Origin of the sequence: Bacteroides sp. CAG:633, from assembly GCF_000435115.1 — a bacterium.
Lineage (GTDB): Bacteria > Bacteroidota > Bacteroidia > Bacteroidales > Bacteroidaceae > Bacteroides > Bacteroides ndongoniae.
The window spans coordinates 1-888 of record NZ_FR883015.1 but is presented as its reverse complement, the minus strand read 5'-3'; the positions used below and the strand labels follow the sequence as shown (position 1 = coordinate 888).

Below are 888 nucleotides of genomic sequence, written 5' to 3'. Positions count from 1 at the left end.
CTTTGCAGCGTTACTGCATCGCCTTTGCAGAGCCACTGCATCCGCTTTGCAGCAAGTCATCGGCCTCTTCCCGGCAAGAGAAATGCCAGTCCGGTTTCTACTCACGCTTTATCACCTCCGCCGGATTCTCATTCGCCGCCCGCCATACGCGCCAGCCGATGCACAGAGCCACCAACAGCGCCATGCCAAGGAAGATGACGGCATAGAGCCACCAACTGAGAGGCGTTTGTTCCACATAACTCTCCAGCCAGCGCTTCATCAGCACATAGCCCACGGGGAAGGCCACCACGGCAGCAACGGCGAGCAACGACAGGTATTCGCGGGCAAAGAGGCCGAGGATATCCCCTACCCGTGCCCCGTTCACCTTACGGATGGCTACCTCCTTGCGACGGCGTTCGCAGCTCAGGGTAATCATGGAGAAGATGCCGAAGGCAGATACCAGGATACAGACAATGGAAACAAAAGTCAGCAGGTGCAGCAACAAGCTTTCGGCCTTGAGGTAAGCATTATATTCGTCCATGACGTTTACCAGCTGGTAATGCACTTCGGGATAGTCCTTCGCAAAGAGGCTGTCCACCCGATGACGGAGTTCAGGCCAGGCACCTTCGTGATACTTCAGTAAGATGTGACCTCCGCTTGTCCAGTCAAACCGTCTCACGTAAAGGGTAGGTTGGACAGGAATGGTAGGTGCTGTGATGTGGAAGTCGCGTACCACGCCGACGACCGTGGCTTTCTGCTTGTTACTACTATAAGTAAGGGACATCCCTATCGGATTGGATATGCCCATAGCCCGTACGGCCGACTCATTCAGCATGACCTGCCCTTCACCGGCGTCCTGACGGATAAACTCACCTGCGGCCAGGCGGATGCCGTAGAAAGCGGCAAGCG

1 protein-coding gene is annotated in these 888 nt (G+C 56.0%); it reads right to left on the bottom strand.

Going from position 1 to position 888, the window contains the following annotated elements:
- Nucleotides 1–97: 97 nt before the first annotated feature.
- Nucleotides 98–888: ABC transporter permease (locus QVP67_RS03420; protein ID WP_288179858.1), on the bottom strand; the 791-nt coding region annotated here is incomplete at its 5' end.